Raw genomic sequence first — 599 nt, forward strand, 5'->3', positions numbered from 1 at the left:
TCCCTGCACAGATCCGACGGAAATCGCCAGCAATGGCCTGCCCGTCTGGTGCCGTGGCGTCGCTGCAAAAACGACGTCGCGACACACCAAACTTGGGGGTGAGGTTAATTTCCCGATCTCCTGCGGTGGAACTGTCGTCATGCCAGGGTACTGCGTTCTCGCAGATGACAGTGGCATCTACGTCGCCGATCCCGCTCGCATGCGCGAAGTCGCCGTTGTTGCGAAATCGCGCCAGCAGCGATCGCTGGCCGTACGGCAACATCTCCTAACCGGCCACTCCATTTTCGACTTCGATCGCGAGAACAGCCAATGAAACTGGCAATGATCCAGATGAATTCCCAGCCTGATCGCGCCCACAATTTGCGCCAGGCAACCGACCTCATGAAACAGGCCGTCGATGCTTCCCAGCCGGATATTCTTGTCCTGCCGGAACATTTCGACTGGTCAGGTGGTACCGCCCAACAAAAGCTTCTCGCCGCCGATAACTTGCCTGACGGCGAAGCCTATCGCGCAATAGCCGATTTTGCTGCAAAGCATCGCACATGGGTGCATGCAGGAAGCATGTTGGAGCGCATCGCCGGCGACGACACCGTCTGCTA

The 599-nt window shown here is 58.1% G+C and carries 2 protein-coding genes; both read left to right on the forward strand.

Annotated features, from left to right (window positions below):
• The first annotated feature begins 37 nt into the window (after positions 1–37).
• Entirely contained in the window at positions 38–313 is a 276-nt protein-coding gene (locus WH91_RS21660) for an RraA family protein (protein ID WP_248305843.1), read from the forward strand.
• Positions 310–599: nitrilase-related carbon-nitrogen hydrolase (locus tag WH91_RS21665; RefSeq protein WP_282567551.1), on the forward strand; the 290-nt coding region annotated here is incomplete at its 3' end. The genes WH91_RS21660 and WH91_RS21665, both read left to right, overlap by 4 nt.

Origin of the sequence: Devosia psychrophila (assembly GCF_000971275.1) — a bacterium.
GTDB classification, from domain to species: Bacteria; Pseudomonadota; Alphaproteobacteria; order Rhizobiales; family Devosiaceae; genus Devosia; species Devosia psychrophila.